Source organism: Burkholderia sp. Tr-20390, from assembly GCF_017104595.1.
Classification (GTDB): Bacteria; Pseudomonadota; Gammaproteobacteria; order Burkholderiales; family Burkholderiaceae; genus Burkholderia.
Genome location: NZ_JAAGPC010000131.1, coordinates 1 through 23,662, shown reverse-complemented (window position 1 = coordinate 23,662; position 23,662 = coordinate 1). Strand labels below are relative to the sequence as shown.

Genomic DNA, 23,662 nt, shown 5'->3' with positions numbered 1-23,662 from the left:
CGGCGAGCGCGAGGAAGTTCCAGCACACCTCGCCGAGCGGCTCGCCGGCCGCGAGGCGCTCGGCCGCACGTTCGAACGCGCGCAGGTACGGCGCGAGCCGCTGCGCATCGCGCCGTTCACGCGCGTCGGTCTGCTGGCGAAAGCGCTCGGTCAGCTCGCCGATGCAGCCCGTCGCGGCCGCGCTGTCCGGCAGCCCCGGCGCCGGCCGGCCGAAGTAATAGCCCTGCACGAAATCGGCCTCGCACGACAGCGCGATCTGCGCCTCGTGCTCGGTCTCGATGCCCTCGACGAGCACCAGCTTGCCGGCCTCGTGCAGCAGCGTCACGAGCCCGTGCAGGATCGCGGTGAGCCCCGTGCGGTGCGCCGCGTGCGACAGCATGATCCGGTCGAGCTTCACGATGTCCGGGTTCAGCTGCCAGATCCGTTCGAGGTTCGAGTGACCCGCGCCGAAATCGTCGAGCGCGATCAGGAAGCCGTGCGTGCGGAATTCGCGCACGGCCTCGGCAAGCCGCTCGACGTCTTCCGCGCGCTGCTCGAGCACTTCGAGCACGACGCGGCGCGGCGGCATGCCGAGCCGCTTCAGGTTCGCGAGCAGCGCGGCTGCCTGGAACGGGTCGGTGAGCACGCCCGGATGCACGTTGAGGAACAGCCACTCGCGCTCGGCGCCGAGCAGCGCGAAGTTCTCGAGATGCAGCGCCTGTGCGAGCCGGTCGAGCTGCAGCAGCTCGCCCCGGCGCGCGGCTTCGCCGAACACGTCGAGCGGCGACACGGCGCGATCGAGCGCATCGTGCGCGCGCAGCAGCGCCTCGTAGCCCACCGCACGCTGGTGCGACAGGCTGAAAATCGGCTGGAACACGGTCGTGAGCGTCATGTCGCGGTGCTGCGTCGCCAGACGTTCGAAGCCGGAACTCACCTCCCGCTCGAACCGGTACGGCGACGCGGCGGCCGGACGCTCCTGTTGCACGATCGTCATGCCTTCCTCCTGGTATTGCCTTCGAACGCGGCGCCCGACGAAGCGAGCGGCGCGTGCAATGTCATTGGTTGGACCCTCGGTTGCCCGGTCGACGCCGGACGGCTGCCGAACCTCAAGCAAGCTCCGTGCAAGGCGCCGACAGCCCGTGCGCCGCACGGCTCGCGCCGGGTTGCCGCACCATCCCGGCGCAGGTCGCACGCACCGTTTTCGTGCACGCGCACCGGCCGCTCGAACGCACCCGTCACGCCAGCACGCTACACTCCGTACGATCGTTTCATTCCCCGTATTCGCCGTATCGATGGAAATCGTCTTCACCGTCCTGATCCTGCTGCTGACCGTCGCGCTGTCCGGCGCCGTCACACGCCTCCTGCCGTTCCAACTGCCGTTGCCGCTGATGCAGATCGCGTTCGGCGCGATGCTCGCGTGGCCGAAGCTGAACCTGCACGTCACGTTCGATCCCGAAATCTTCATGCTGCTGTTCATTCCGCCGCTGCTGTTCGCGGACGGCTGGCGGATTCCGAAGCGCGAGCTGTACCTGCAGCGCCGCGCGATCCTGATGCTCGCATTCGGGCTCGTGTTCATGACGGTACTCGCAGTGGGCTACTTCGCGCACTGGCTGATACCCGAGTTGCCGCTGCCGATCGCGTTCGCGCTCGCGGCCGTGCTGTCGCCGACCGACGCGGTCGCGTTGTCCGGTATCGCCGGAAAGGGCCGGATCCCGCCGCAGCTGATGCACATCCTCGAAGGCGAGGCGCTGATGAACGACGCGTCCGGCCTCGTCGCGCTGAAATTCGCGATCGCGGCCGCGCTGACGGGCATGTTCTCGCTGCGCGACGCGTCGGTGACGTTCGTGATCGTCGCGGCCGGCGGGCTCGCGACGGGCGCGCTCGTGTCGTGGGCGTTCAGCGCGCTGTCGACGCGCTTCCTGAACGCCGAGCAGGAAGGCGATCCGGCCCCCGGCATCGTGATGACGCTGCTCGTGCCGTTCGCGGCCTACCTGTTCGCCGAGCACCTCGACCTGTCGGGCGTGCTGGCGGCCGTGTCGGCCGGGATGATGATGAACTACACGAGCTTCTCGCGTAAAAGCACCGTCGCGTCGCGTGTGCGCGCCGAAAGCACGTGGGCGATGATCGAGTTCGTGTTCAACGGCATGGTGTTCATCATGCTCGGGCTGCAGCTGCCGCACATCATCGGCCGCACGCTCGTCGACGCGCACCACACGAGCGACGCGCTCGTCGGCCGGATGATCTTCAACGTCTGCGCGATGATGCTCGCGCTGTATGCGATCCGCTTCCTGTGGGTCTGGCTGCTGCGCTGGTTCGCGAGCCGTCGCGCCGCGCGCCACGGCCTCGCGGGCACGATGGCCGGCGTGCGCACGATCGCGGTGATGACGGTCGGCGGCGTGCGCGGCGCGGTCACGCTCGCCGGCGTGCTGTCGATTCCGGTCGCGCTGTCCGACGGCGTGCCGCTGCCGGGCCGCGACACGGCGATCTTCGTCGCGTCGGCCGTGATCCTCGGCTCGCTCGTCGTCGCGGTGGTCGGCCTGCCGCTGCTGCTGCGCGGCGTGCGTTCGTCGCGCAGCCCGCTCGGCGACGAGGAACGCGCCGCGCGCGCGGCCGCCGCGCAGGCCGCGATCCGCGCGATCGACTCGTCGCACGACGCGATCTCGGTCGATCTCGACGAATCGGGCGCCGCACGCTGCGCGGACATCTCCGCACGCGTGATGGACCAGTACCGCCGCCGCCTCGCGACGCTCGCCGAGGACGGCCCCACGCCGCGCGCGGAAGCGAAGCAGGCCGAAACGATGGAACTGCAGATGCGGATCGCGGCCGTGCGCGCGGAACGCTCCGCGCTGTACCGGCTGCGCAGCGAGAGCAAGATTTCCGACGAGACGCTGACGAAGCTGCTCCGCGAGATCGACCTATCGGAAACCGCGCTGTCGACGCGCAAGAAAGGCATTCTCTAAAGGGCCGGCCGCTGCCTGTACGCAGCCACCGCGGCCCAATAAAAAACGGCGACGCACACGCGTCGCCGTTTTCACATCCGCCCGCGTTCGCGTTACTTCGCGACGACGACCGGAATCCCCTTCAGCATCCCCGCGCCCTTCATCTCGTCAAGCGCGTGCTGCACGGCCGCGCTCGTCGTCGCTTCGATGCCGAGCTGCAAGGCGAGCTCGCGCTCCGCGCGCTTCACGCCCGCGAGATTGCGCACCTTCACGTGACCGAAGCCGCGCACACGTGCATGCAGGTCTGCCAGTTGCGTGACCGGCGCGGCATTGCCGGCCGTCATCGCGGCGAGCGCACGCGCGAGCGTCGTCTCGTAGTCGTCGGCGAGCGCACGCTCCATCTTGCGCTCGACGGTGCGGCCGAACGGATCGAGCCACGTGCCGCGCAGGCTGCGCACGCGCGCCAGCATGCCGAACACCGGCCACATCCACTGGCCGAACACGCGCTTCTTCGGCGCGCTGCCGTCGCGGCCGGCCTTCGCGACCGTCGGCGGCGCCAGGTTGAACTTCACGCGATAAGCCTGCCCCGGCACGCCTTCGAACTGCGCTTCGAGCGCGGTGCGGAACGCGTCGTCCGTGTACAGCCGCGCGACCTCGTATTCGTCCTTCACCGCGAGCAGCCGGTAGAACGTCGTCGCGACCGCGCGCGTCAGCGCGTCGTCACCCTTCGCACGCGCCGCACTCACGAGCGCACGGTAGCGCTCGACATAGCGTGCGCCGCCGTACGCGTCGAGACGCGCTTCGCGATCGGCGATCAGCTCGGCGAGCGTCTCCGGCGCGGCCTGCGCGGCCACCGTGTGACGCGTGTTCCACAACGCATCGAGGCCCGCCGCGTCGCCGGCCGCCATCCGGCCGATCGAGAACGCGAGCTTGTTCATCGGCACCGCGACGTTGTTCAGCTCGATCGCGCGCATCATCGCCGCGAGCGACACCGGTACGAGGCCGAGCTGCCATGCATAGCCGAGCATCAGGATGTTCGCGCCGATCGAGTCGCCGAGGAACTTCGCGGCGAGCGCCTGCGCGTCGCAGCTCGACAGGTAGCCGTCGCCGGCCGCGTGGCGCATCTTCTCGAGCAGCGCGTCCGCATGCAGGTTCGCATCGGGGTTCTGCACGAACGACGCGTTCGGGATCCGGTGCGTATTGACGACGATTCGTGAACGCTCGTGACGCACCGTCTGCAGCGCCTCGGCGCTCGCACCGACGACCATGTCGCACGCGAGCAGCACGTCCGCCTGCTGCGTGTCGATGCGCACCTGGTTCAGCCACCGGTCGCTCGACGCGATCCGCACGAACGACAGCACCGACCCGCCCTTCTGCGCGAAGCCCATGAAGTCGAGTACCGACGCACTCTTGCCTTCGAGGTGCGCGGCCATGCTGATCAGCGCGCCGACCGTCACCACGCCCGTGCCGCCGACGCCCGTCACGAGCATGTCGAACGGCGCCGCGTCGAGATGCGTCGCGGGCACCGGCAGCGCGTCGACCCTCGCGGCGAGCGCGGCTTCGTCGAACGCGGCACCGGCGGCCTTCTTCAGCGCCGCGCCTTCGACCGTCACGAAGCTCGGGCAGAAGCCGTTCACGCACGAGTAGTCCTTGTTGCACGACGACTGGTCGATGCGGCGCTTGCGGCCGAGCGGTGTTTCGAGCGGCTCGACCGACAGGCAGTTCGACTGCACGCCGCAATCGCCGCAGCCTTCGCACACGGCGTCGTTGATGAACAGGCGCTTGTCCGGGTCGGGGAATTCGCCCTTCTTGCGGCGGCGGCGCTTCTCGGCCGCGCAGGTCTGGTCGTAGATCAGCACGGTGACGCCCGGCGTCTCGCGCAGCTCGCGCTGCACCGTGTCGAGTTCGCTGCGGTGATGGAACGTCGTGCCCGTCGGGAACTGGCCGTGATGACCGTCGTACTTCTGCGGCTCGTCGGACACGACGACGAAGCGCGACACGCCTTCCGCCTCGACCTGCCGCGCGATCTGCGGCACCGAGATGCTGCCGTCGACCGGCTGGCCGCCCGTCATCGCGACCGCGTCGTTGTAGAGGATCTTGTACGTGATGTTCGCTTTCGCGGCCACGGCCTGGCGGATCGCGAGGATGCCCGAGTGGAAGTAGGTGCCGTCGCCGAGGTTCTGGAACACGTGCTTCGTGTTGGTGAACATCGCGTGCGCGGCCCAGTCGACGCCCTCGCCGCCCATCTGGATCAGCCCCGTCGTGTCGCGCTCCATCCACGACGCCATGAAGTGGCAGCCGATGCCGGCTTGCGCGATCGAGCCTTCCGGCACCTTCGTCGACGTGTTGTGCGGGCAGCCCGAGCAGAAATACGGCGTGCGCTTCACCGCGTCCGCCTCGTTCGACAGGATCTGCGGTGCGACGAGATCGACCACGCGTTCGCGGCGGTCCAGCGCCGGCTTGTGGCGCGCGAGCCAGTCGGCGAACACCGGCAGGATGCGCGACGGACGCAGTTCGCCAAGCTCGGACAGCAGGCAGGCGCCGGCGGCGTCGTGCTTGCCGAGCACGCGCGGGCGCGCACCTTCCGTGCGGTTGTACAGGTAGTCCTTGATCTGCTGCTCGATGACGGGCCCCTTCTCCTCGATCACGAGCACTTCGGCGAGCCCGTCGACGAAGGTTTCGACGCGCGTCATCTCGAGCGGATACGACAGGCCGACCTTGTAGATCCGCACCCCGGCCGCGTCGAGGTCCGCCACCGTCAGGTCGAGGCGGCGCAGCGCTTCCATCAGGTCGAGGTGCGCCTTGCCGCAGGTCACGATGCCGACGTTCGCCTGCGCGCTCGGCGCGATCCACTTGTCGATGCTGTTGGTGCGCGCGAAATGGCGCACCGCGTCGAGCTTCGCGGCGAGGCGCGCCTCGATCGTGAGGCTCGGCAGGTCGGGCCAGCGGTTGTGCAGGCCGCCCGCCGGCGGTGTAAAGCCTTCCGGCGCCGGCCACTGCGTCTGCAACGCGTCGAGGTCGACGGTCGAGCCCGATTCGACCGTTTCCGAGATCGCCTTGAAACCGACCCATGCGCCCGAGTAGCGCGACAGCGCCCAGCCGTACAGGCCGAATTCGAGCATGTCGGCGATGTTCGCCGGGTTCACGACCGGCATGTGCCACGCGATCATCGCGAAGTCGCTCTGGTGCGGCATCGACGACGACACGCAGCCGTGGTCGTCGCCCGCCACGACGAGCACGCCGCCATGCGGCGACGAGCCGTACGCGTTGCCGTGCTTCAGCGCGTCGCCGGCGCGATCGACGCCCGGCCCCTTGCCGTACCACATCGCATAGACGCCCTCGACCGTGCGCTCGGGATCGGCCTCGACCCGCTGCGTGCCGAGCACGGCCGTGCCGCCAAGTTCCTCGTTGATCGCGGGCAGGAAGCGCACGCCGCCGGCGTCGAGCAGCTTCTTCGCCTTCCACAGTTGCTGGTCGACCATGCCGAGCGGCGAGCCGCGATAGCCGCTGACGAAGCCGGCCGTGTTGAGCCCCTGTTCGGCGTCGACCATGCGCTGCATCAGCAGCAGGCGAACCAGCGCCTGCGTGCCGGTCAGGAAGATCCGGCCGCGCGTCGCGGTCAGGTTGTCGGTCAGGCGGTAGTCGGACAGGGCAGGCGTGCCGTCGACGGGCAGGCGGGCAGTCATGGGGGGATGTCTCCGGATTGTGCTGTTCTGGGCTGCTCGGCAGGGCGTCAGGCGACGCGGGACTGGCGGCAGCGAATGGCTCTATTTTTTCGCGTGGAGCCGAGAATGTTTTTTCTCATCTTGCTCGGGCGGGCCCTCTGTGAGAAAAACTGCGCAGCTTTTTGGCGGGATTTGAGAGAGTTTTCGCGCACGGCGGTCGGGCGGGATGGGCGACGCGTCGGGGCGGGCGGATCGTTTGTCGGGGAAACGCGTGGCGGTCCGGCGGTGGCCCCGGGCAGGGCGCGGGTGGCGCTCGTGCCCCGTGTGGCAAGGGTTTCAGCGCCTCGTGGCGGTGACCCTCACCATTGAAATGCACAGGGTTGCGATTGGTCGGCAGCGCGGGATGTCCACAACGCCGCGCCCCTCGGCCGACCGGGCTCGCGCGCTCACCGTTCGATTGCACAGCGTTTCGAGTGGCGTGGAGGCCGGGGTGTCCACATCTGTGTCGGCATGCGTTGGGCTCTTGCTTCGACGCTCACCGTCGAAATTCACAGCGCGGCGAGTGGGGTTCGGCTGGGGATATCCACATCGGTGAGGGCGTATTACGTCGATCGGCGACTCGCCTTCAACGTTCGAATGCTCAGGGTCGTGAGTGGGTTTGTCGGCTGGAAAGGCGTGCAGAAACATGCATGCCGGGCATTTGCAGACTCGCGCTCATGGTGGAAGTACGTTGGGTCGCGAGTGGGTTTATCAGCCGGAAAGGCACGCTGGAACACGCATGCTGCGCAATCGCGGGCGGGCGCTCAACGTGGAAATGCTTTGGGTCGCGAGTGGGTTATCTGCCGGAAAGGCACGCTGGAACACGCATGCTGCGCAATCGCGAGCCTGCACTCAGTGTGGAAACGTACTGGGTCGCGAGCGGGATTATCCGCCGGACGGGCGCACTGGTACACGAATGCCGGGCAATCGCGGGCTCGCACGCTTCGTGGAGATGCTTTGAGTCGCGAGCGGGTTTATCGGCCGGACGAGCACGCTGGAACCCGAATGGCGCACAATCGCGGGCTCGCGCTCACCAGGGAAATGCATTGGGTCGAGAGCGGGCTTATCGGCCGAACAGGCACGCCGGAACCCGCATGCTGCGCAATCGCAGATTCACACACTCCGCAGAAGTACACACTGGGCACGAGTAGGTTTATCGGCCAGACATGTACGCCGCAACGCGCATGCGGCACAATCGCGGGCTCGCGCTCACCGTTGAAATACACAGGGCTTCGAGTGTCTGCAACAGTGGTTATCCCCGCCCGATCCGGCCTTGCCGACCAGCCACGCGGGCACCCTCACCGTTGAAAACCACAGCGCTTCGAGTGGTCCGCGACGCAGGATATCCACATGCATGCGCATCCGCCGATGCGATGACGGATGCACGCGGCGAAAGGCGCGACCGGCCGGCAATCCTTGCGGGACAAGGCTCGTCGGCCGATCGGGTACTGACACTCACCGTCGAAATGCACAGTGTCGCGAGTCGTTTCGGTGATCGGATATCCACACGGGGGCTCGCGTTGGCCCCGCTCGCACGCTCGCGTCCGAACCGGACATGCACGCCACGTCGGACGGAACCGCCGGCCGAACGATCGCGTCTTGCCGCGCCGACCAACGATCGCGTATTCGCGCTCGCCGCTGCATTGCGCAGCGCTTCGAGTCGCTTGCGAACGCCGCGATGCGCAGCGAAATCTGCACGTTGCAGACCACGCACCCGCACTCGCCGTTAAAATGCACGGCCTTTCGGGTGACAACCGGAACCGGATCTTCACGTCGCGGCACGCACGCGGTTCCGCCACGCATGCGCGCGTTCGGCTAGAATGCGCGACGCCTCGAACCACGCAAAGATTGGAAAACCGCGCCAGAAAAGGCGCATCGCCCGATCGGACGCCGCCCCTCACCGTTGAATTCCACAGCATTTCGCGTCGTTTCGCGGGCGAGTTGTCCACAACCCGCTTCATGCATTCCGTATCATCCGGTGACCCTCACCTGTGAAATGCACAGGGCGCCGAGTCGTTTCGGCGTGAGGATATCCACAACCGATCGCGCGGCCCGACTTTCTTCCAACCATCGACCGGAACGGCCCGCGCATCCGCCAACCGCTATCGGGCATTGGCCGGAAAGCCCCATCCAGACTGCCTCGGCGGCACCCTCACCATTCAAATGCACAGTGTTTCGAGTCGCCTCGGGGGTGGGTTATCCACATCCGCCCATCCCGGCTGCCTCGACCAGGCACACGCCCTCAAGCCGGATTACTCGGCAATCGACCGGATGACCGCCGCCGGATTGCCGCCGACCAGCACATTCGGCGGAACATCCCGCGTGACGACGGCCCCGGCCGCGACCACCGAGTTTTCGCCCACCGTCACACCGCCGATGACCGTCGCGCCGGCGCCGATCCAGACGTTCCGTTCGATCACGATCGGCTTCGCGACGACGAAGTCGCGCCGCCGCGAAGGTTCGACGGGATGGCCGGACGTGATGAGGCTGACGTTCGGCCCGATCATCACGTCATCGCCGATCTCGAGCCCGCCGAGATCGTGGAACGTGCAGTTCTGGTTGACGAACACGTTGCGCCCGAGCTTCATGCCGGTGCCGCCCGTCGCATGGAACGGCGGGATCAACACGAAGCCGTCGTCCACCGGCATGCCGATCAGTTCTCCGAATAATGTGCGAACCTCCGCGGCGTCGTCGAACGTCAGGCGATTGATACGCGCGGCGATCGACATCGCCCGCCTGACCTCGGCCACCATCGCCGCCGATTCCGCCGTTCTTCTCGGAATGATCGTGGTGCGATCGTCGTTTGCCATGCGTGTGTTGTCTCCCATGATTTCCCTGTTTCGCGATGCATCGGCGCTTGCGGAAGGATGCCAGTGTTGGCGTGTGTGCAGACGCTGCGGGCGCCGTGATGCCGTGTGCGGGATGCCAGCCCACACCACGATTTTCGTTCTATCTATAACTAGTCTAAATATAACTAGTTATCAACATACCGCCTTGTGCGACAAGGCTTTGCCCGGCCTTCTGCCTGATTCACGCTCGACACACAACGTGTCTGGCCATCCTATGCAGATAACCGCCGCTGGCTAGACGCCCCTTGCCAGGCGCCCTTGTCCGAACCTGCGGCGCTCGGGTACGCTGGAGCATCCACCGGACCGACAGCTGCACCCCAACGCGGAGGCACGATGAAGCTCTACTACTGGCCGAAGACCCGGGCATTCCGGGCCTTGTGGATGCTTGAAGAACTCGGCGTGGTGTATGAACTCGTGCCGATCGACCTGCGTTCGCACGAACAGGGCAGCGACGCGTTCGTGCAGGTCAACCCGATGGCCAAGCTGCCCGCGCTCGACGACGGCAGCGCGCCGTTCGCCGAATCGGGCGCGGTGCTGCTCTATCTTGCCGACCGCTGCCCCGGCGCCGGGCTCGGCGTCGCGCCCGACGATCCGCTGCGCGGCCGTTTCCTCCAATGGATGTTCTTCACGCCGACCTGCCTCGAACCCGCGATGGCCGAAAAATTCACCGGCGCGTCGGGTAATCCGGTCGCGTTCGGCTGGGGCAACATCACCCGCGTGCAGCGCGCACTTGCGCAAGCACTCGCCCATCGTCCATGGCTCGTCGGCGACCGCTTCACCGCGGCCGACCTGCTGCTCGCCAGCACGCTGAAGATCGCCTTCGACGCGCATCTGCTGCCGCACGAAGGCGTGCTCGGCGACTACGTCGCGCGCGCCGAGGATCGCGACGCATTCCGCCGCGCGGTCGCGATCGAACAGCGCGAAGCGGCGCGCCTGCTGCATGCGTGACATGTAAGCGTGTCGTGCGGGGGCGGCGCTACCCGCCGCCCGCGAGCACGCCTACGTGGCAGGGCCCGACGTCGCGGCACCGGCATTGACCACCGCCCCCGGCGAGCCGCGCTCGTCGGTATCGGCGTCGACCGGCACCACCTCATGAAAATGCGTGTAGTCGATGTGCGTGATGCCGTCTTCGTCGTGCATCAGGTCGACATAGCGGTGACGCCAGCGGATCTCGTCATGCTCCCAGGAATGACGCGCCTGCATCACCTGCGCGGTGGTCTCGTCCGAGCCTTCGATCGTGATCAGCAACGACGCGTCGCGCGCGGCGAGCGATTCGGGCGTCTCGCCGAACAGCGCGCTCGATTCGTCGATCACGTGCATCAGGTTCCAGCCGAGCAGGAAGATCGGATGCTCGCTGCGCACGAGCGCCAGGTCGTGGATCTTGCGCAGCGTGTAGCCCTCGTGCGTGCCCTCGACGCGCATCAGCCGCAGTTTCGCCTGCGCCTCGGCAATCACGTTCTGGCGCGCATTCGCGGCGCGCACCATCAGCGTCATCCTGCCGTTCAACGGCCGGACGATCGCGTAGCGTGCGAACAGGATCTTCGCCTGCGGCCGCGAAAACCGCGCAAACACGAGCCCCGTGGCCATCGCAATGCCCGACATCCCGACGAAGATCTCGAACGTCGCGACGAGGTGCGCATAAACGGTCTGCGGATGCATGTCGCCGTAGCCGACGGTCGCGAGGGTCTCGACGCTGAAGAAGAACGCGCCGCCGAAACCGGCCGGCGACTGGTTCGCGATCGGCGCATGGCCAAGCAGGTAGAGCGTCGCAAAGGCGCCGTTGAGCAGCAGGAACAGCACGGCGAGCGACAGGAAGAATACGGGCCAGCTCACCGTCAGCGCGCGGTGATAGAGGTCGCGCCAGCCGAGCGGCGGCATCCCGTACGCAATCACCGGGCGGGTGCCCGACCAGAGCTTGCGGCCACGGCCGCGGGAGGCTGGGGAGGACGAATCGACGTTCATCGCGCGGTGCCGGAAGCAGGGAGGCGATGAGCGTAGCACGCGCGGCGGCGGCCGGGTATGCGTGCCGGTTCGGAATGGAAATCCGTCGCGCCACCGGCCGCGCGGCGCAAAAAAAACCGGCCGCGGAAGCGGCCGGCTGCGTCGTCAGCGTATGGGCAAGCGAGCGGTGCTCGCTTGCGCGCGGCGCTCACTTGCGGTCGACGATCACCTGGTCGAACGTGCCGCCGTCCGCGAAGTGCGTCTTCTGCGCGTTCGCCCAGCTGCCGAAGACCTGCTCGACGCTGAACGTCTTCAGCGACTTGAATTCGGCCGCATGCTTCTTCAGCACGTTCGCGTCGCGCGGGCGCAGATGGTGTTGCGCGATGATCTCCTGCGCTTCCGGCGTGTACAGGTAGTCGAGATACGCCTGCGCGACCTTGCGCGTGCCCTTCTTGTCGACGACCTTGTCGACGACGGCGACGGGCGGCTCCGCGAGGATGCTCGCCGACGGGTACACCGCGTCGAACTGCGCGCCCGATGCGCCGGTGTCCATCAGCGCGACTTCGTTCTCGAACGTGACCAGCACGTCGCCGATGCCGCGCTGCGTGAACGTCGTCGTCGCGCCGCGGCCGCCGGAATCGAGCACCGGCACGTTGCGGAAGATCGCCTTCTCGAAGTCGATCGCCTGCTGGTCGGTCGCGCCCTTCTGCTTCTGGAAGCCCCACGCGGCCAGATACGCATAGCGGCCGTTGCCCGACGTCTTCGGGTTCGCGATGATCACCTGGACACCCGGCTTCGCGAGATCGCTCCAGTCCTTGATCGCCTTCGGGTTGCCCTTGCGCACCAGGAACACCATCGTGGTCGAGTACGGCGAGCTGTTGTCCGGGAAACGCGCGCGCCAATCTTTCGGCAGCAGCTGGCCGCGCTCGGCGAGCAGGTCGATGTCGTTCGGCTGGTTCATCGTCACGACGTCGGCCTGCAGCCCTTGCAGCACCGACAGCGCCTGCGCGCTCGACGCGCCGTGCGACTGCTTGATCGCGACCGTCTCGCCGGTCTTCTGCTTGTAGGCAGCGGCAAAACCCGCGTTGATGTCCTTGTACAGTTCGCGCGTCACGTCGTACGACACGTTCAGGATCGACGTATCCGCGTGCGCGGCGGTTGCCGCCACGACCAGCGCCGCCGCCGCGCCCGTGTGCAGCCAGCGGCCGATCCCCTTCATGCTTGCCATCGTGATATGCCCCGTTTCCAGTGGTGGTGAATGTGCGTGACGGCACGCGTACGCGCTGTCATCGAAACGTAAGCGGGCATTCTAGCGGCCGGGCGCGGCGCGCTTTCCAATCAGTCGTGGAAAGCAAATCTCGAATCCTGCTAAACGGCGGCAGGCGCTCGCGCGCGGATCGGATCCGGTGTTAAGATCGCCGCTCAGCCCATTTCCCGGTTCCTCCATGTCCGCTGCCCTGCGCTCGCTTCCGATCCTCGCCGCCGTCGCGGCAGGTGCGCGCGCGGCCGGGCTGAAACTGAAAAAACGACTCCTCGACTGACGGGGACGTCGCGTCCCGTCAGGCGAATGCCGGACGGGATGCCCGCAGGTCGTTTCTTTCTCCTTGCTCGCACGCCTCGCTCCGGCTCTCCGCCGGCGGAACGGTTCCTTCCCACTCCGTTTCCACCCTGAGGCTTTGCATGAACACACGTTTCGAAGGTATCTGGCTGCCGATCATCACGCCGTTCCACCACGGCGAAGTCGACCATGCCGCGCTCGCGCGACTCGCGCGCCACTATGCGGCCGCGGGCATCGCGGGCTTCGTCGCGGGCGCGACGACCGGTGAAGGCGTGCTGCTCGACGCGCGCGAACAGGACGCGGTGTTCGCGACGCTGCGCGACGCGGCGCCCGGGCTGCCGATCGTCGTCGGGCTGACCGCGAGCGCGACGCATTTCGCGGCTGCCCGTGCGCGCGAACTCGCGGCGCTGCGGCCCGACGGGCTGCTCGTCACGCCGCCCGTCTACGTTCGGCCGACGCAGGACGGCATCCGCCGCCACGTCGAGGCGATCGTCGACGCGGCCGACCTGCCGGTGCTCGTCTACAACATCCCGTACCGCACCGGCGTGAACGTCGAACTGGGCACGCTGCAGGCGCTCGCGCGCGACCCGCGCGTCGCGGGCATCAAGGAATGCGGCGGCACGCTCGACCGGATGAGCCGGCTCGTGCACGACACGCCGCTCGCGATCCTGTCCGGCGACGACAACCAGAACTTCGCGGCGATGTGCGCCGGTGCGCACGGCGCGATCGCGAGCAGCGCGCACGTGCTGCCCGAATGGCATGTGCGCATCCACACGCTGCTGCGCGACGGCCGGCTCGCCGATGCGCGGCGCCTGTCGGTCGCGCTGCAGCCGCTCGTCGCGGCGCTCTTCGCGGAGCCGAACCCCGCGCCGGTGAAGGCCGTGCTGGCCGCGCAAGGGTGGTGCGAGGACGGGTTGCGGCTGCCGTTCGTGCCGGCGAGTGAAGGGTTGAGGGAGCGGCTGGCGGCCATTTGTGCGGAACTGGACGAAATCGAGCCGGACGTCGCGGCAGCATGAACCGCGACGCCACATGACGTGCAGCCGACCGATGGATTTCGCCCCGACAGATTGCTTCAAACTGTCAGAACGAGCGACCGGTCATACCGCGCAAGATGGGCATCGGCCGTCACGAGCTGAAGCGGCTCGTGACGGGCCTGTGCGACCAGCAAGCGATCGAATGGATCACGATGGTGGTGCGGCAGATCACGGACCGCGGCCCCATGCGCGGCCCGAACCGGTAGCTCGCGAATCCCGCTCGAGCCGATCGCTCGGATCAGCTTGCCGACGTCGATATCGAGCTTCCCCAGGCCGGCCTTGATGGCGGCCTCCCAGAGGCTCGCGCTGCTGACGAAACGTACGTCGGCGGCCGAGATCAGGCGGCGCGCCCTTGCGCTCAGCCTGGGGTCATTGGTCACGATCCACAAAAAGATGTGCGTATCGAGCAACAGCCGCATCAGTGCCCTTCGAAGGCATCCAGCAGGTAATCGGGCAGCGGGGCATCGAAGTCGTCCGCGATCCACGCCTGCCCTTGCAGGACACCGAACCGAACAGGCGGATCGCCGGGCACGAGTCGATCAGTTGACGTCCCGTCACCGCGGATCGTGGCATCTGCCCTTTGGGCCGGATCGACCGCATTGGTACCGGGCGTATTCGCGTTTTGCATGATGACCTCCGTTTCAAGTGATCATCACTGTAGTCAGGTTCACCTGATCGATCCATTCGACCGATCGGCAGAGGGACAGCCGAATCGCAACCCGCAGCGGCAATCGAGCATTTCGTCACGCCGCCAGCGCTACCCCCGTCCCCTCCGTCGCATCCCGCACCGCCTGCTTCACGATCCGCGCGAGCCGATCGACGGTCGGTGTCGCCGACGACGTGCGCCGCAGCAAAATCAGCGGCAAACTCGGCAGTGCCGGCAACCCGCACGAAGCCGCGTCGAGCACGCGCACCGACGCGGGCAGCCCGTACTGCGAGCGCACCGTCAGCCCGAGGCCGGCCGCCGCCGCGGCCCATAGCCCGGCGAGACTCGGTGTCGTGAACGCAACGCGCCACGGCACGCCCGCGCGATCGAGCGCGCCGGTCGCCGCGCCGAAGAACCGGCACGGCCGGTCGAACACGACGAGCGGCAGCGGCTCGCCGGGCTCCCGCACCGCACGGCCGCCCGTTTCGACCGCGCCGCCGTCCATACCCTCTTCCGCACCGCCGCCCGGCATGCCGAAGCCGCCCGCGGCCAAGGCCGCCGCCCCGACCCACTGCATCGGCACCTGCGCGATCGCTTCGCTATCGATCCCCGCGCGCGCCACCAGCGCCGCCGACGCCGGGTCTCCCCACACCAGCGCGAGATCGAGCTGGTTCGCGTCGAGCCGGTCGAGCAAGTCGGCATTGCGCGCCACGCGCGCCTCGATCCGCACCTTCGGATGCGCACGCGCGAACCGCCCGAGCACGTCGGGCAGAATCGCCTCGCCGAAATCCTCCTGCAGCCCGACGCGCACCCAGCCGTCGAGATTCATGCCGCGCACGGCCGCGGCCGCCTCGTCGTTCAGCTCGATCATCCGCCGCGCATAGCGCAGCATCGCGTCGCCGGCATCGGTCAGCGCCAGCCCGCGCCCGGCCTTCACGAACAGCGGCGTGCCGGCCTGCTCCTCGAGCTTGCGGATCTGCGCGCTCACCGCCGACGACGAGCGCGCGACGCGGTCGGCAGCCTTCGCAAAACTGCCGAGATCCACCCCGGCGACGAGGCTGCGCAGCGCCGCCACGTCGAAGTTGGGCCGGGCCAGCGCGAGCGACTCGCCGTCGTCGCGTGGAATGTCTTGTCCGGACATCTCAACCATCCCGTTTTATCGAACGATTCATCAAAAACTTTCCGATTTTCAGGATGAATGTAGGTCGCCAGACTGTGGATGTCAATTTCCACCCGGGCCTGCCGTCATGGATACCTCGTGCATCGCTTCCCCCTCCTCGCCCGCCCGCGACGTGCGCGGCGCGGCTCATCGCTGGCGTGTGCTGGCGGCCGGCGTCGCCGCGAACATGAGCTTTTCGGCCGCGGCGGCCGGCATTCCGACCACGGCCGTGTGGATGCGCACGGCCTATCACCTCGACAACGGTGCGCTCGGCCTCGTGCTCGGCGCGCTCGGCTTCGGCGTCGCGCTGTCCGAGCTGCCGTGGGGAATGGCCGCCGACCGCTTCGGCGACCGCCGCGTGCTGCTCGCCGGGCTCGTCGCCACGGCCGCGATGTTCGCGCTGATGGTGTGCACGATCGTCCCGAGCGCGCACGGCGTGCCGCCGCTGATGCGCGTCGTCGCGGCGATGTGCTGCGTCGGCCTGCTCGGCGGCAGCGTGAACGGGTCGAGCGGGCGCGCGGTGATGCGCTGGTTCGGCGAGCGTGAACGTGGGCTCGCGATGAGCATCCGCCAGACGGCCGTGCCGCTCGGCGGCGGCATCGGCGCGGCGCTGCTGCCGTCGCTCGCGTCGCATATCGGCTTCGCCGCGGTATTCGGCGCGCTGATGCTGCTGTGCGCGGGATCGGCCGCGCTCACCTGGCGCTGGCTGCACGAGCCGCCGGCCGAGCCGGCCGTGACGCACCCGGCTACGCATCGCCCCGTCGAACAGCAGCCGTCCGCGCGGCAGGGGCGCAACCCGCTCGTGAGCGGCCCCGTGTGGCGCATCGTGCTCGGCATCGGCCTGCTGTGCGCGCCGCAGTTCGCGGTGCTCACGTTTGCGACGGTGTTCTTGCACGATTTCGGCCGGCTCGGCCTCGCCGGCATCAGTGCGGCGATGGTCACGCTGCAGCTCGGCGCGATGGTGATGCGCGTGTGGAGCGGCCGTCATACCGACCGGCACGGCAACCGGCGCGCGTATCTGCGCGGATCGGTATTCGTCGCGGCCGGCTCGTTCGCGCTGCTCGCAGCCGCGACGGCCGGCCATGCGCACGTGCCGCTCGCCGCGATCGTCGCGATTCTCGTCTTCGCCGGCATCTGCGTGTCCGCGTGGCACGGCGTCGCGTACACGGAGCTCGCGACGCTCGCGGGCGCGAATCAGGCGGGCACCGCACTCGGGATGGCCAATACCATCGTCTACCTCGGGCTGTTCGCGACGCCACTCGCGATTCCACCGCTGCTCGCGGTCAGTTCGTGGAGTGTCGTGTGGCTCGCGGCCGCGCTGGTCGCCGGCGCGACCTATCCGCTGTTCGCCGCGAAATAGCAGCCGCACGTCTCATGCGGGCGTCGCCGCGCACGCCACGACGCCCGCGCGATCCGTCAGGCCGCCTCGCGCGCCAGCGCACGCCGCGACGCCGGCCGCTCGGCCTCGCGCTGCGCGTGGGCAGTCCAGGCCGCATGCCGCGTCATGTCGAGCCCGATCGCGACGCCCCAGCGATACAGCACGAACAGGAACGGATCGACGATCGAATGCGCGCCCGGCTCGGCCCACGTGCGGCCGTCGGCGAGCGCGGCTTCGATCGCCTCGTTCGCGGCTTCGATCGTGCGTCGGCCGTGCGCGCTGACCTCGCCATGCAGGGCCGGATCGCCGATGAAGCGGCCCGGCCGCCACAGCGCGCCATAGCCGACGCCATGCACCCAGCCGACCAGCCAGGCGAGCCATTCGTGGCACCGTGCCTCGCGCAGCGGATCGCCGAACGGCAGCAACTGCGCCTCGGGATAACGACGCGCGAGATACGTGAGGATCGCCGGCGTTTCGGTCAGCACGTGCGGCTCGCCCGGAATCGCGAGCACCGGCACGCGCGCCTTCGCGTTGATCGCGAGATAGCGCGCCTCGAGGTTCTGCTGCTTCTGCACGGAGACGATCTCGACGTCGAACGGCGCGCCGGTTTCCTCCAGTGCGATGTGGGCGGCAAGCGAGCAGGCGCCCGGCGAAAGATAGAGACGATAGGCGTTCATGGTGGGGGGGCCCGACGGGGATGTGGAAGACGGAACCGAGTGTAGGAACGCGTGCCTGCTCGCCGCAAACGATGAATTGTCGTGCTCGGACATTAGTGTTACTAATACCCGCATGCGACGCATCCACCTTCCTCCGCTGCAGACGCTGCGCGCGTTCGAGACCGCCGTGCGGCTGCAAAGCTTCACGCGTGCGGCCGATGAACTGGCGCTCACGCAAGGCGCTGTCAGCCAGCACATCCGCGCGCTCGAGGCGCAGCTCGGCTATCCGCTCTTCACGCGCGAACGTAACGGCGCGACGCCGACGCACGCCGCGCACGCGCTCGCCCTGCAGGTACGCCAGGGCCTCAGCGTGCTCGAGCGCGCGTTCGAGCCGGCGCTCGCCGTGCGCAGTCGCCCGCGCACCTGCGACGTCACGCTGAACGTCAGCGTGCTGCCGAGCGTCGCCGAGCGCTGGCTCGCGCCGCGCCTGCCGCGCTTCGCGGCCGCGCATCCGCACATCGCGATCGCGCTGCACCCGGACGTGGCGCTCGCGCCGCTGCGCAAGCGCGACCGCATCGACGTCGCGCTGCGCTACGGGCCCGGCACGTGGCCGGGCGTCGTCGCCGAGAAGCTGATGAACGAGACGATCTTTCCGGTCGCGAGCCCCGCGTACCGCAATCGCGACGGCATCGCACCGCGCGCGCCGGCCGATCTCGTGCGCGCGACGCTGCTGCGCCATCCCGCGCAACCGTGGGAACCGTGGCTCCAGGCCGCGCGGCTCGACCTCACCGAATCCGCGCGCGCGCCGCGCTTCACCGATCCGAATGCGCTGATCGACGCGACGCTGAAGGGGCGTGGCGTCGCACTCGCGCGCCGCTCGCTGATCGAGCCCGAACTCGCGAACGGCACGCTCGTGCGCGTGTCGACGGTGCGCGTGACCGACGTGTATGCGCACTACGTCGTGTGGCGCCCCGGCCATCCGCACGAAGCGGCGATCCGCACGTGGCTCGACTGGCTGCGCAGCGAGGTGCGGCGCAGGACGCCGCGGCGCTGACGCCGGCGCTCACGCCCGCATCGGCATCGCCACCTTGTCGAGCGTGATCGGCAGATCGCGCACCCGCACACCGGTCGCGTGATAGACCGCATTGGCGATCGCGGCCGGCACGCCGGTGATGCCGATCTCGCCGATGCCGCGAATGCCGAGCGGATTGAAATGCGTGTCGCGCTCGTCGACGAAACTCACATCCAGCTCGCCGATGTCCGCGTTCACGGGCACGTGATATTCAGCGAGATTCGCGTTCGTGAAGCGGCCGTGCCGCACGTCGAGATGCGAGCCTTCCTCGAGCGCGGTGCCGACCCCCCACACCATCCCGCCGATCAACTGGCTGCGTGCCGTTTTCGCGTTGAGCAGGCTGCCGACGCTGTAGACGCCGACGATGCGCGGTACGCGAATCGTGCCGAGTTCGGCATCGACGTGCACTTCGGCAAACACCGCGCCGAAAGAATGAGACGCATAGCGCGACTTCTCGTCGCCCGGCTTCGTCGTCGCCTGCGCGTCGATCGGCTGACCGCCCGCGCGCGCGATCACCGCCGCGGCCGGATCGCGCCGCGAAGGGTCGTCGCGATGCACGACCCAGCCGTTGTCGACCGTCACGTCGTCGGCCGCGACGCCGTGCAGCGGCGATCCGGGGGCGGCGACCGCCAGCATGACCAGCTTCGCGCGCGCCTGCAGCGCGGCCTCGCGCACGGCAGGCGCCACGCTCGCCGCTGACTGCGAGCCGCCCGATACCGGCGCACGCGGCAGGCTGGAATCGCCGAGCACGAAGCGCACGTTCTGCGGCGAGAAACCAAGCGCATCGGCCGCGACCTGCGTCATCACCGTGTAGGTTCCGGTGCCGATGTCCTGCGTGCCCGACGCGACTTCGGCCGTGCCGTCCGGCAAGATGCGCGCCCGCGCCGACGCTTCGCTGCGGTTCGCCGGATACGTGGCGGCCGCCATCCCGAGGCCGATCAGCGTGTCGCCGTCGCGCATCGTGCGCGGCGCGCCGGTGCGGCGCGACCAGCCGAAGCGCCGCGCGCCGAGCTCGTAGCATTCGCGCAGCTTGTTGCTCGACCACGGCTTGCCGTCCTGCGGATCAACCGCCGCGTAATTCGCGAGCCGCAGCGCGACCGGGTCCATGCCGAGCCGCCACGCGAGTTCGTCCATCGCCGATTCCAGCGCGAACGAACCCGACGCCTCGCCGGGCGCGCGCATGAACGTCGGCGTGCCGACGTTCAGCGCCACGATCCGGTGCGTGGTCGCGTGGTTCGGCACCGCGTACATGATCCGCGACGGCATCCCGCACATCTCCATCCAGTCCTCGAACGTCGACGTGGTGGCGATCGTGTCGTGGCGCATCGCCGTCAACGTGCCGTCCTGGCGCGCGGCCAGCACGACGCGCTGTTCGGTGAACGGCCGCCCGCCGACCGGGCCGAACATCTGCGGCCGTGTCAGCGCGAGACGAACCGGGCGCCCGACCTGCTTCGCGGCCATCGCGCACAACGACACGTGCGACCACGACGAACCCTTGCAGCCGAAGCCGCCGCCGAGGAACGGTGAAATCACGCGCACGTGGTCCGGCGCGATGCCGAAGACCGCGGCCACCGCCGTGCTCGCGCCCGACACGCCCTGTGTCGCATCGTGCAGCGTGAGCGTCGGGCCGTCCCAGCGCGCCATCGTCGCGTGCGGCTCGATCGGGTTGTGATGCTGCATCGGCGTCGTATAGGTCGCGTCGATGCGCACCGCGCCTTCGCGCAGGCCCGCATCGACGTCGCCGCGCTGCGTATCCATCGGGCGGCCCTGCTGCTTCGGCGGCACGCGCGCGCAGCGCTTCGCCTGCGCGAAATCCGCCACGGCATCGCTCGCGCGATAACGCACGTGCACGGCATGCGCGGCGTCGGTCGCCTGCTCGAGCGTTTCGGCGACGACGACCGCGACGGGTTCGTTGCTGTAGCGCACCGTGTCGTCCTGCAGCAACGTGAGTCGGCGCCCCGCGGGCGGCGACAGCGGCGGCCGGCCGCCGTCGGGCAGCCGCATCGCGTTCTCGTGCGTGATCACGATCAGCACGCCCGGCATCGCGCGGGCGCGCGCCGCATCGATCGACTCGATGCGCCCGGATGCGATCGTGCTCGTCACGAGCACCGCGTGCGCGAGCCGCGCATCGGAGAATTCGGCCGCGTAGTGTGCGCCGCCCGTCACCTTGAGCACGCCGTCGACACGGTCCAGCGGTTGTCCCGTCATCGTGTTCATGCGGCACCTCCCGGCATGGCGGCTGCCGTTTCGACCGCACGGACGATCGCCCGCTGCGCGAGCGCGATCTTGAAGCCATTGCCGTCGAGCGGCCGCGCGTCGCGCAACGCCAGCGCGGCCGCCTCGCGCAGCGTCGCGTCGGTCGGTGTGCGGCCCGCGAGATGCGCTTCCGCCTCCATCGCACGCAACGGCTTGTGCGCGACGCCGCCGAGCGCGATCCGCGCGTCGGCGACGCGCGGGCCGTCCATCCGCAGCGCGGCCGCGACCGACACCAGCGCGAACGCATAGCTCGCGCGATCGCGCACCTTCAGATAGTGCGCATGGTCGGCGAAGCGCGGCGGCGGCAAGTCCACCGCGGTGATCAGCTCGCCCGGCTCGAGCGTCGTGTCGAGGTCGGGACGATCTGCCGGCAAGCGGTGAAACGATGCGATCGGAATCTGCCGCGCGCCGTGCGGGCCGCTCACCTGCACGACGGCGTCGAGCGCGGCGAGCGCGACGCTCATGTCCGACGGGTTCACCGCCACGCACTGGGAGCTGGCGCCGAGGATCGCGTGCATCCGGTTGTGGCCGCCGATCGCCGCGCAGCCGCTGCCCGGCTCGCGCTTGTTGCATTGCGCGAACGCGGGATCGTAGAAATTCGGGCAGCGCGTGCGCTGCATCAGGTTGCCGCCGACGGTCGCCATGTTGCGCAATTGCGCGGACGCGCCGGCGAGCAGCGCCTGCGACAGCAGCGGATAGTCGGCGCGCAGGCGCGGATGATCGGCCGCATCGCTGTTGCGCACGAGCGCGCCGATGCGCACGCCGCCGCCGGGCAGCGCCTCGATCGTATCGAGGCCCGCGATGTGCGTGATGTCGATGAGCGTGACGGGCCGCGCGACGCCGCCCTTCATCAGGTCCAGCAGGTTCGTGCCGCCGCCGATGAATGCGGCGCCGGGCCGCTGCGCCGCGCGCACGGCGCCGGCGACGTCGGTCGCGCGTTCGTAGGAGATCGCTTCCATTGCGGTGCCCTCCGTCGGCTAGCCGCGCGCCGCGTGCGCGGCGCGCACGGCGGCGACGATGTTCGGGTACGCGCCGCAGCGGCACAGGTTGCCGCTCATGCGCTCGCGGATCTCGTCGTCCGACAGCTGCGCGGGACGGCGCCGCACGTCGTCGGTGGCGGCGCTCCCGGCCCCCGCCGCGAATTCGTCGAGCAGCGCGGTCGCCGAGCAGAGCTGGCCGGACGTGCAGTAGCCGCACTGGAACGCATCGCATTCGACGAATGCGCGCTGCACCGGGCTCAGCACGCTGCCGCGCGCCAGCCCTTCGACGGTCGTGATCCGCGCGCCTTCGTGCATCACTGCGAGCGTCAGGCATGCGTTGATGCGCCGCCCGTCGACGAGCACCGTGCACGCACCGCACTGCCCGCGATCGCAGCCCTTCTTCGTGCCCGTGAGCCCGGCGTATTCGCGCAGTGCGTCGAGCAGCGTGACGCGCGGTTCGAGCTGCAGTGTGTACGCGCGCCCGTTGATGTCGAGACGCACGGGCTGCGCCGGCACCGTATCGCGGCGGGGCGCGGCCGGCGTGGATGCCGCGTACGACGGCGGCGAATGAACGTGCGATGCGGCGCTGACGGTCGCGGCCGCCGCCGCGGATTGCAGGAAGCGGCGCCGCGCGGCACTGGACGGCGTGTCGTGCGGCAACCGCGGCGCCGCTGAATGGCCGGGCCCGAGCGGCGACGGGGCGGCATCGCGCGCCGGTTCGGCAGACGGAGAATCGGATCGATCGCTGGACATGACTTCTGCTCGCTCAATGGTTGATGGACGCAGATGTGCTGCCCGCGCCCGAATGGCGGCGCGGTCGGCACGCCCATCGGCAACGAGCAATTCCGGTGCCGCGAAACGGCGGGGCAACGCCGATGTGCCGCGTCAGTCACCCGTGCGAGGCGCGGCCCGGGCGGCACACGGAACACGTTGCCGCTGACCCTGCCTTCATGACACCACGCTGGCGCGCGGCTGGCCGTTCGCTGACGAAGCGGCAATAACGCCCGGTTTTCCGGCGCATCCGGCCACACATCGGTCGCAAGTTGCCGGGCGCAGGTGCCACGGCGCGCATGGCGCTCGCGTCGCCGTGGCCGGATCACGTCGTTGCGCGCCGTGTAAATGCGCGCAGCATCCGTCTCTGCTGGAAAATTCCGCCACGCGTGCCGGCGGATCGCCGCGAAGGCGTTCCGTTGGCCTGACGAAAACATGTCGCGATCACACTCGCATCGCAAACGATTCACCGAAACGTCGCATCGCAGCGGCATACTCGAAAACGTTTCCCGATCAGCCTGCCAGGAGAGAAGTCATGCGTCGCGTTTTCGTCGCCGTCGTTCTGTGTGCCGCCGTTTTCGTCGCCGCCTGCAGCGACGACGCGCCGCACGACGCCAACGCGACCGACGCCGCGCAGCAGGCCGGCGGCGCATCGAGCGGCGCCGCCGGCGCGTTCAACAGCGACGCGAGCGCGAATGCCGCCGCGTCCGATGCCGCGCCGCCCGCGCCGCCCGTCGTGA

18 protein-coding genes are annotated in these 23,662 nt (G+C 68.9%); 6 read left to right on the top strand and 12 right to left on the bottom strand.

Annotation, left to right across the window (positions count from 1 at the left end):
- Positions 1-973 (bottom strand): EAL domain-containing protein (locus G3N98_RS28060; RefSeq protein WP_206149922.1); only part of this gene is annotated, 973 nt, incomplete at its 3' end.
- Positions 974-1,271: 298 nt separating this feature from the next.
- Between G3N98_RS28060 and G3N98_RS28055 the strand changes: the two genes are divergently transcribed.
- Positions 1,272-2,939 carry a Na+/H+ antiporter gene (locus G3N98_RS28055; protein ID WP_206149920.1) on the top strand — a complete coding sequence of 556 codons (1,668 nt, stop codon included), beginning with the start codon at positions 1,272-1,274 and terminating at the stop codon, positions 2,937-2,939.
- A 92-nt stretch (positions 2,940-3,031) separates the two neighbouring features.
- Here G3N98_RS28055 and G3N98_RS28050 read toward each other — a convergent pair whose 3' ends face one another.
- Both G3N98_RS28050 and G3N98_RS28045 read right to left on the bottom strand, forming a co-directional pair.
- Positions 3,032-6,604: an indolepyruvate ferredoxin oxidoreductase family protein gene (locus tag G3N98_RS28050; RefSeq protein WP_206149918.1), complete on the bottom strand. Its 3,573-nt coding sequence runs from the start codon at positions 6,602-6,604 to the stop codon at positions 3,032-3,034.
- Between the two features lie 2,270 nt (positions 6,605-8,874).
- Positions 8,875-9,432 (bottom strand): sugar O-acetyltransferase, encoded by a 558-nt coding sequence (locus G3N98_RS28045; protein ID WP_206149916.1) that lies wholly within the window; start codon positions 9,430-9,432, stop codon positions 8,875-8,877.
- 372 nt (positions 9,433-9,804) lie between these two features.
- On the opposite strand from G3N98_RS28045, the gene G3N98_RS28040 reads away from it, so the two are divergent.
- Positions 9,805-10,419 carry a glutathione S-transferase gene (locus G3N98_RS28040; RefSeq protein WP_175236836.1) on the top strand — a complete coding sequence of 205 codons (615 nt, stop codon included), beginning with the start codon at positions 9,805-9,807 and terminating at the stop codon, positions 10,417-10,419.
- Positions 10,420-10,470: 51 nt separating this feature from the next.
- On the opposite strand, the gene G3N98_RS28035 is transcribed toward G3N98_RS28040, so the two are convergent.
- Together G3N98_RS28035 and G3N98_RS28030 are read right to left on the bottom strand one after the other, a co-directional pair.
- Complete coding sequence (locus G3N98_RS28035) at positions 10,471-11,433, bottom strand: ion channel (protein WP_089461721.1); 963 nt, start codon at positions 11,431-11,433, stop codon at positions 10,471-10,473.
- 187 nt (positions 11,434-11,620) lie between these two features.
- On the bottom strand, positions 11,621-12,640 hold the full coding sequence (locus G3N98_RS28030; protein ID WP_069249019.1) for a sulfate ABC transporter substrate-binding protein: 1,020 nt from the start codon (positions 12,638-12,640) through the stop codon (positions 11,621-11,623).
- Positions 12,641-13,092: 452 nt separating this feature from the next.
- Here G3N98_RS28030 and dapA point away from each other — a divergent pair, with 452 nt between their 5' ends.
- Positions 13,093-13,986 carry a 4-hydroxy-tetrahydrodipicolinate synthase gene (gene dapA / locus G3N98_RS28025; protein ID WP_206149914.1) on the top strand — a complete coding sequence of 298 codons (894 nt, stop codon included), beginning with the start codon at positions 13,093-13,095 and terminating at the stop codon, positions 13,984-13,986.
- A 56-nt stretch (positions 13,987-14,042) separates the two neighbouring features.
- Here dapA and G3N98_RS28020 read toward each other — a convergent pair whose 3' ends face one another.
- The 3 genes from G3N98_RS28020 to G3N98_RS28010 form a co-directional block, all read right to left on the bottom strand.
- Complete coding sequence (locus G3N98_RS28020) at positions 14,043-14,423, bottom strand: type II toxin-antitoxin system VapC family toxin (protein ID WP_206149912.1); 381 nt, start codon at positions 14,421-14,423, stop codon at positions 14,043-14,045.
- A complete protein-coding gene (locus G3N98_RS28015; RefSeq protein WP_206149910.1) occupies positions 14,423-14,632 on the bottom strand; it encodes a hypothetical protein in 210 nt (69 codons plus the stop codon). Before G3N98_RS28015 ends, G3N98_RS28020 begins: the two co-directional genes overlap by 1 nt.
- A gap of 115 nt (positions 14,633-14,747) precedes the next feature.
- A complete protein-coding gene (locus tag G3N98_RS28010; protein ID WP_206149908.1) occupies positions 14,748-15,791 on the bottom strand; it encodes a LysR substrate-binding domain-containing protein in 1,044 nt (347 codons plus the stop codon).
- Positions 15,792-15,897: 106 nt separating this feature from the next.
- On the opposite strand from G3N98_RS28010, the gene G3N98_RS28005 reads away from it, so the two are divergent.
- Complete coding sequence (locus G3N98_RS28005; protein ID WP_206149906.1) at positions 15,898-17,169, top strand: MFS transporter; 1,272 nt, start codon at positions 15,898-15,900, stop codon at positions 17,167-17,169.
- Between the two features lie 56 nt (positions 17,170-17,225).
- Here the strand turns inward: G3N98_RS28005 and G3N98_RS28000 are convergent, their stop codons facing one another.
- Positions 17,226-17,864, bottom strand: a complete 639-nt coding sequence (locus G3N98_RS28000; protein ID WP_089426466.1) for a glutathione S-transferase — start codon at positions 17,862-17,864, stop codon at positions 17,226-17,228.
- 112 nt (positions 17,865-17,976) lie between these two features.
- Between G3N98_RS28000 and G3N98_RS27995 the strand changes: the two genes are divergently transcribed.
- The gene (locus G3N98_RS27995) at positions 17,977-18,897 is read left to right on the top strand and encodes a LysR substrate-binding domain-containing protein (protein WP_089473654.1); all 921 of its coding nucleotides are present in this window, start codon (positions 17,977-17,979) and stop codon (positions 18,895-18,897) included.
- A gap of 9 nt (positions 18,898-18,906) precedes the next feature.
- On the opposite strand, the gene G3N98_RS27990 is transcribed toward G3N98_RS27995, so the two are convergent.
- Genes G3N98_RS27990 through G3N98_RS27980 form a run of 3 tightly spaced genes read right to left on the bottom strand, consistent with a single transcriptional unit; the run spans position 18,907 to position 22,904 of the window.
- Positions 18,907-21,132 carry a xanthine dehydrogenase family protein molybdopterin-binding subunit gene (locus G3N98_RS27990; RefSeq protein WP_206149904.1) on the bottom strand — a complete coding sequence of 742 codons (2,226 nt, stop codon included), beginning with the start codon at positions 21,130-21,132 and terminating at the stop codon, positions 18,907-18,909.
- On the bottom strand, positions 21,129-22,130 hold the full coding sequence (locus G3N98_RS27985; protein WP_206149902.1) for a xanthine dehydrogenase family protein subunit M: 1,002 nt from the start codon (positions 22,128-22,130) through the stop codon (positions 21,129-21,131). Before G3N98_RS27985 ends, G3N98_RS27990 begins: the two co-directional genes overlap by 4 nt.
- A gap of 18 nt (positions 22,131-22,148) precedes the next feature.
- Positions 22,149-22,904: a 2Fe-2S iron-sulfur cluster-binding protein gene (locus G3N98_RS27980; protein ID WP_206149900.1), complete on the bottom strand. Its 756-nt coding sequence runs from the start codon at positions 22,902-22,904 to the stop codon at positions 22,149-22,151.
- A 553-nt stretch (positions 22,905-23,457) separates the two neighbouring features.
- On the opposite strand from G3N98_RS27980, the gene G3N98_RS27975 reads away from it, so the two are divergent.
- A partial coding sequence (locus G3N98_RS27975; protein WP_206149898.1) for a hypothetical protein occupies positions 23,458-23,662 on the top strand: 205 nt, incomplete at its 3' end.

Excerpts from the sequence above, each read along its gene's own strand:
- G3N98_RS28055 (WP_206149920.1), top strand. The coding sequence starts at position 1,272 with ATGGAAATCGTCTTCACCGTCCTGATCCTGCTGCTGACCGTCGCGCTG.
- G3N98_RS28050 (WP_206149918.1), bottom strand. The coding sequence starts at position 6,604 with ATGACTGCCCGCCTGCCCGTCGACGGCACGCCTGCCCTGTCCGACTAC.
- G3N98_RS28045 (WP_206149916.1), bottom strand. The coding sequence starts at position 9,432 with ATGGCAAACGACGATCGCACCACGATCATTCCGAGAAGAACGGCGGAA.
- G3N98_RS28040 (WP_175236836.1), top strand. The coding sequence starts at position 9,805 with ATGAAGCTCTACTACTGGCCGAAGACCCGGGCATTCCGGGCCTTGTGG.
- G3N98_RS28035 (WP_089461721.1), bottom strand. The coding sequence starts at position 11,433 with ATGAACGTCGATTCGTCCTCCCCAGCCTCCCGCGGCCGTGGCCGCAAG.
- G3N98_RS28030 (WP_069249019.1), bottom strand. The coding sequence starts at position 12,640 with ATGGCAAGCATGAAGGGGATCGGCCGCTGGCTGCACACGGGCGCGGCG.
- dapA (WP_206149914.1), top strand. The coding sequence starts at position 13,093 with ATGAACACACGTTTCGAAGGTATCTGGCTGCCGATCATCACGCCGTTC.
- G3N98_RS28020 (WP_206149912.1), bottom strand. The coding sequence starts at position 14,423 with ATGCGGCTGTTGCTCGATACGCACATCTTTTTGTGGATCGTGACCAAT.
- G3N98_RS28015 (WP_206149910.1), bottom strand. The coding sequence starts at position 14,632 with ATGCAAAACGCGAATACGCCCGGTACCAATGCGGTCGATCCGGCCCAA.
- G3N98_RS28010 (WP_206149908.1), bottom strand. The coding sequence starts at position 15,791 with ATGTCCGGACAAGACATTCCACGCGACGACGGCGAGTCGCTCGCGCTG.
- G3N98_RS28005 (WP_206149906.1), top strand. The coding sequence starts at position 15,898 with ATGGATACCTCGTGCATCGCTTCCCCCTCCTCGCCCGCCCGCGACGTG.
- G3N98_RS28000 (WP_089426466.1), bottom strand. The coding sequence starts at position 17,864 with ATGAACGCCTATCGTCTCTATCTTTCGCCGGGCGCCTGCTCGCTTGCC.
- G3N98_RS27995 (WP_089473654.1), top strand. The coding sequence starts at position 17,977 with ATGCGACGCATCCACCTTCCTCCGCTGCAGACGCTGCGCGCGTTCGAG.
- G3N98_RS27990 (WP_206149904.1), bottom strand. The coding sequence starts at position 21,132 with ATGAACACGATGACGGGACAACCGCTGGACCGTGTCGACGGCGTGCTC.
- G3N98_RS27985 (WP_206149902.1), bottom strand. The coding sequence starts at position 22,130 with ATGGAAGCGATCTCCTACGAACGCGCGACCGACGTCGCCGGCGCCGTG.
- G3N98_RS27980 (WP_206149900.1), bottom strand. The coding sequence starts at position 22,904 with ATGTCCAGCGATCGATCCGATTCTCCGTCTGCCGAACCGGCGCGCGAT.